The organism is Teichococcus aerophilus (assembly GCF_014490485.1).
Taxonomy (GTDB): Bacteria; Pseudomonadota; Alphaproteobacteria; order Acetobacterales; family Acetobacteraceae; genus Pseudoroseomonas; species Pseudoroseomonas aerophila.
This window is the reverse complement of record NZ_JACTVA010000106.1, coordinates 1-5,130: the sequence shown is the minus strand read 5'-3', so window position 1 is coordinate 5,130 and position 5,130 is coordinate 1. Positions and strand designations below refer to the sequence as shown.

At 72.2% G+C, this 5,130-nt stretch carries 4 protein-coding genes and 1 pseudogene; 1 reads left to right on the top strand and 4 read right to left on the bottom strand.

Annotation, left to right across the window (positions count from 1 at the left end; translation table 11 throughout):
* Positions 1-30: 30 nt before the first annotated feature.
* Positions 31-1,443: a YcjX family protein gene (locus IBL26_RS25090; RefSeq protein ID WP_241749736.1), complete on the bottom strand. Its 1,413-nt coding sequence runs from the start codon at positions 1,441-1,443 to the stop codon at positions 31-33.
* 276 nt (positions 1,444-1,719) lie between these two features.
* Here IBL26_RS25090 and IBL26_RS25085 point away from each other — a divergent pair, with 276 nt between their 5' ends.
* The gene (locus tag IBL26_RS25085) at positions 1,720-2,844 is read left to right on the top strand and encodes a GGDEF domain-containing protein (protein ID WP_187787230.1); all 1,125 of its coding nucleotides are present in this window, start codon (positions 1,720-1,722) and stop codon (positions 2,842-2,844) included.
* A 263-nt stretch (positions 2,845-3,107) separates the two neighbouring features.
* Here the strand turns inward: IBL26_RS25085 and IBL26_RS25080 are convergent, their stop codons facing one another.
* The 3 genes and pseudogenes from IBL26_RS25080 to IBL26_RS25070 form a co-directional block, all read right to left on the bottom strand.
* Complete coding sequence (locus tag IBL26_RS25080) at positions 3,108-3,557, bottom strand: GNAT family N-acetyltransferase (protein WP_187787229.1); 450 nt, start codon at positions 3,555-3,557, stop codon at positions 3,108-3,110.
* A 113-nt stretch (positions 3,558-3,670) separates the two neighbouring features.
* Positions 3,671-4,141 carry a RidA family protein gene (locus tag IBL26_RS25075; protein ID WP_187787228.1) on the bottom strand — a complete coding sequence of 157 codons (471 nt, stop codon included), beginning with the start codon at positions 4,139-4,141 and terminating at the stop codon, positions 3,671-3,673.
* Positions 4,142-4,301: 160 nt separating this feature from the next.
* A pseudogene (locus IBL26_RS25070) lies at positions 4,302-5,130 on the bottom strand (hypothetical protein); the annotation flags it as partial.

Genomic DNA, 5,130 nt, shown 5'->3' with positions numbered 1-5,130 from the left:
GGTTGGAGGGGGGGCGGTTGGTGGGCGGGGTCACAGCGCGTCCTCCAGCAGCCAGGACAGCAGGGCATCCAGGCCAAGATTCGGCAGGCCATCGCGGCCATCTGGGTCGATCAGCGGCGGGCGCAGGGCGGGTAGCTCGAAGAAGGGGCGGCTCCAGAACGGGTCGCCCGCCGGCGGGGCGGTGGTGGGGATGTGGCCGGGGCGGAAGGGGCGGCGGCGGCCCTCCCCCAGCGGCACGCCGAGGACGACGGGCAGGCCGTCATGCGTCGCGTCCTCCGTACAGCGCAGGGCGGCGATGGCGCGGTGGGTGGTGGTGCGGCGGTCCTCGCCCGGGGTCGCCATCATGCTGGCGAACAGGGCTTCCAGCGCCGGGCGCTGCGCGGCGGGGACGTGGTCCGCCTTGCTGGCGACGAAGCCGACGCGCTTCAGCGTGGACAGGCCGAACCAGCGGGAGCGGGAGCGGGCATCGTAGGCGGCGGCGATCTGGGCGACGGCGTGGCGTGAGTCCTCGAACGCGCCCTGCCCGGCCCAGAGGGCGCCGAGCACGTCCACCAGCACCACCTGGCGGTCGAACCGGGCGAACCAGGGGTCGAAGAAGTTCTGCCGCATGTCGTCCCGGTAGGCGGCGAAGCGGCGGGCCAGCAGGTCCCGCAGGCTGCCGGAGGGGGCGCTGCCGGCGCCCGGCAGGGGGAAGAACCACATCATCGGGCTCTCGCCGCGCGGGCCGGGGCGAAGGAAGCGGCCCGGCTGCAGCCAGCGCAGGCCGAAGCGGTCCCGCGCCTGTTCCAGCAGGGTGAGGTAGAGGCGGTGGCCGCGCCGGGCGACGGCCTCGTCCGCCGGGGCGGCGGCGTCCAGCGTGGCGATGAAGTCCAGGAAGTCCTTCGCCACCTCGAGACGCGGCGGGGTGCTCAGCAGCGCGATGGTCTCCGCCGACCACTGGGCGAAATCCTGGTCGAGCAGTGGGAGGTCGAGCAGCCATTCGCCGGGGTAGTCCAGCAGCTCCAGCCGCACGCGGCGGGCGCCGAGGATGCGGGCGGGGCCGCTGCGCTCCAGCGACAGGGTGAGGCTGGCGCTGGCGAGGTCGCTGGTGCGGGGCGGCCAGTGCGGAGTGGTGCCGGCGAGGTCGCGCAGCTTGTCCGCCGCATCGAACCAGTCGAGCGACTGGGTGCCGGCGGGTTCCAACTGCACGCTACGGAGCGCGGTGCCGTTGGCTGCCAGTTGCGCCGTGAGGGCGGGCAGGGTCTGCCGGCCCCGGCCCATCGCCATCAGGTTGGCGATCAGCGAGGTGATGAACACGGTCTTGCCCGACCGGCTGAGGCCGGTGATGGCGACGCGGAGCGTAGTCTCGTTGAGCAACCGCTCGGCTTCGTCCGTGATGCCGGAGACCAGCCGGAGCATCCCGCCGCCGAGATCCTCGCCTATCCTGAACAGACCTGATGCCATTCCCGCTTTCCGTATCGCGCCCCCTGATGTGCGGATGCGGCCGGCCTGCGGCAAGGCTCTGGCCCGCCTCATGATGGGATGCCCGGGCGTTGGGGTCCGGGCTGGCGGCGGCGGGGCATGAGAAAAGGCCGTGCCGGCGTCTCGTGAAACGAGAAAGGAGAGGTCTGGCGTCGGGGGTGCGCCCAAGTCAGGCACCAGGGATGTTCGCGCCAGGGTTGAGAGCGGCACGGACAGCCATTAAGAGCGAGAGACACCGGAAGTTGTGCCCATCCGCCGATGTTCTTCATTCCTGACACGGACACGCTACGGCTGAGCAGCACGCTGCTGACTGTCGCCTTCACCGCCGTGTTCCTGATGCTGTGGCTGGGGCGGCGGCAGGACCGCTTCCTGTTGCACTGGGCCGCCAGCGCCGCCCTGTATGCCGGGGTATTGGTGGCGTTCGAGATGTTCGAGCGGGGTCCGACGCCGGGACTGGGCGGGGCTCTCTACGCCGCGCTGGCCGGGTGCAACGCGCTGCTGCTGAGCGGCGCGCGTCTGTTCGAGGGCAAGCGCCCCTTCCCGGCCTGGTTGTGGCTGCCGCTGCCGCTGGGCTTCCTGGGCTACGCGGTGCCCTTCTGGCTGGCCGCCGCCGGGATGGACCTGCCGGTGCCGGAGGGCGGGCGCATCGGCGGTTTCCTGGCGCTGTTGGTTTCGGTGGGCAGCGTGGGGGTGTTGCTGCTGCGCGGAGCGCATGGCAGGCGCGGCCGGCGCATCGCCGGACTGGCGGTACTGGCCTACGCGCCAGGCTATGTCGTGGCCATCCTGCTGCAGTTGCAGGAGGAGATGGCGCTGCAGCGGATCGCGCTGCTGCCGATGCTGTCAGACCAGGTGCTGCTGGCCATCCTGTATCTCGGCCTGCTCAGCATGCCGGGGGAGCGCGCGGAGGTGGAACTGCGCGAGGCGGTGCAGCGGGACCCACTGACCGGCGCCTGGAACCGGGCCGGCATGGCGGCGCTGGAGCCACGGCTGCTGGCGGGCGGCGGGGCGCTGATCGTCATCGACATCGACCACTTCAAGGCCATCAACGACCGGCACGGGCATGCCGTGGGGGATGCGGTGCTGTCCTCCTTCGCCGCGCATATGGCGGCGCTGGCACTGGAACAGGGCGGACGGCTGGTGCGGCTGGGCGGCGACGAGTTCGTCGTGCTGATGGCCGGCGCCACGATGGATGCGGCGGAACGGCTGGCGACGCGGATGCACGGCGTGGCCCAGGCCGGGATCGCCGGCCTGCCGCCCTACACGATCAGCCTGGGCCTGACGCTGCTGGGCAAGGCGGACCGCAGCCTGACCGAGGCGATCGCCCGGGCGGATGAACGGCTGTACCGGGCGAAGTTCCTGGGACGGAACCGGATGGCGTCGTGAGGGACGGTGTTGAGGAAGGTTAAGGCTGGGGAAGGAATTCCCCCAGGCCCCCATCTTCTTTCTATCAGTTTGGCCTTGGACTGCGTGCGGAGAGGGGCATCTGCATGGCTAGGCTGGGCAATAGCCACCATTGGCACCACACGCTAAGTCATTATAACGAAAGAGTATCCGCTCCCCATAGGCGGCCTGCCAAACTCGCAGAAAAAAGATGGGGGTCTGGGGGAATTCCTTCCCCCAGCCTTACCCTTCCGTTCCCACCCCTGTCAGGCCGTCGCGAAGCGCTTGGCGTAGTAAAGCTTCGCCTGGCCGGGGGCGGGGTAGTCCGTCAGGGTGCCGAAGCGGACATAGCCCTGCTTCTCGTAAAAGGCAGGGGCCTGGAAGCTGTTGGTATCCAGGTAGGCGCCGATGCAGCCGCGGGCGCGGGCTTCGGCTTCCGCCGCCGCCAGCAGGCGAGCGCCGAGGCCGCCGCCGCGCAAATCGTCCGGCAGGAAGAAATTGTCCACGTAGAGCCAGCTGTAGCGGGTGCGGCCGTTGAGGCCGCCGCGCACCGCGCCGGTGGCGGGGTCCCGCACCAGCACCGCCAGGGGGCGGGTATCGTCCGGGCCGACGAAGGCGCGGTTATGGTCGAACAGGCCTTGCAGCAGCGCGGCGCCGATGGCGGGGTCGCCGTCGGCGGTGACCTCGAAGGCAGGGCTGTCGGTGGTGGCGGGCATGGGTGGCCTCATGGCGTGAGCCTGGCCGCCTGCCTCAGCCGGGGCGTGGGCCACGCGGTCAGGGGAAGGAAGGCGCAGGCAGCGTCCGCGGGGCGGGCGCGGCCTGCGGGGCGTCAGAGGACTTCGAACATGCCTTCGACCTCGACCGCCGCGTCACCGGGCAGGGAGGGGACGCCGATGGTGGAGCGGGCGTGGCGGCCGATATCGCCGAACACTTCCACGGCGAGATCGGAGGCACCGTTCATCACCTGGGCGTGCTGGGTGAAATCCGGCCCGGCGGCGATGAAGCCGCCGAGGCGGACGACCTTCTGCACCCGATCCAGATCCCCGCCCAGGGCGGCTTTGACCTGAGCCAGCACGTTGATCAGGCAGAGGCGGGCGGCGGCGCGGGCGTCTTCCAGCGACACCTGGGCGCCGACCTTGCCGGTGAACAGGATCTTGCCTTCCTGCAGCGGGATCTGGCCGGAGACGACCAGCAGGTTGGGGCCGGCGAAGTTGAAGCCGACATAATTGGCGATCGGCGCCGCGGGCGTGGGCAGGGTGATGCCCAGGGTGGCGAGGCGGCCTTCGATTTGTCCGGTCATGGGAAGCTCCTGCAGCAGCGGCGGGCGGGGGCCTGACGGTGTCAGGCGTGCGCCGGGCGTGGCGGTATGGCTGGGCCGGGCCGTGGGGGCCGGGCCGGGTGAGAGGCCTTGCCCGGCCGGGAAGGGCCGGGTGTGGCGGCTTTGGGTGGGCGGCGGGCGCTCAGCCGACGAGGCGGAGGCCACCGCGCCGGGCGGCGGGGGACGGACGGGCCGGCAGGTCCAGCGGCAGCTGGGGCGCGGCCTCCCGCTGGGCCGGGGTGGCCGGGGCGGCCTCGGCCGCGACATCCTCCTCGGACGGGTCGGGCCAGAGGTGGCGGGCCTCGGCGCCATCGAGGTAGCTGATGGCGATGCGGCGGAAGGCCCAGTCCAGCACCGAGGTGGCGCGGCGGATATCCGGGTCGCCTTCCACCATGCCGGCGGGGCCGCCGCTGCTATAGGCGACGGCGCCGACATAGTCCGACAACGGCATGCCACGGGCGAGGCCGAGATTCACCACGCTGAGGAAGCTGTCCATCAGGCCGCGGAAGGCGATGCCGTCCCGCGCCATGGCGAGGCCGATGGCGGCGAGGCCGCCGCCGGCATTCTCAGTGGTGGTCAGGGTGACGCGGTGGCCGGCGAGGGTGACGCGCCAGACCTGGCCACGCGAGGTGGTGGGGCGCGGCGGCGCCAGCGGGCGGGCGGGCTGCGGCACGGCGGCTGGGGCCGGGGTGGCGGCGTGCAGATAGGGGCGGACGGCGGCTTCCATCGCCGTGCGGGCGGATTGCGGTGCCGGAGCCAGCAGGCTGGCGGCATCGCCATGCAGGGCGGCGGCACGGCGGGCGGCGCGGGTAGGCTGCTCGGACACCGTGCCGTCCGCCGCGTGGGCGAAGCGGGTGGGGCCCTGGGCGGGGGCGAGGCCGCCGGTCTCGGCACCCAGCAGGGCCTCGGCGGCGTCGGGCGGCGTCAGCGCCAGCAGGCCGGCGTGGCGCAGGCCGAAGCTGCGGCCGGCA

What these genes read in the sequence shown, in the direction of transcription:
- IBL26_RS25090 (WP_241749736.1), bottom strand. Translation starts at nt 1,443, where the DNA reads ATGGCATCAGGTCTGTTCAGGATAGGCGAGGATCTCGGCGGCGGGATG.
- IBL26_RS25085 (WP_187787230.1), top strand. Translation starts at nt 1,720, where the DNA reads ATGTTCTTCATTCCTGACACGGACACGCTACGGCTGAGCAGCACGCTG.
- IBL26_RS25080 (WP_187787229.1), bottom strand. Translation starts at nt 3,557, where the DNA reads ATGCCCGCCACCACCGACAGCCCTGCCTTCGAGGTCACCGCCGACGGC.
- IBL26_RS25075 (WP_187787228.1), bottom strand. Translation starts at nt 4,141, where the DNA reads ATGACCGGACAAATCGAAGGCCGCCTCGCCACCCTGGGCATCACCCTG.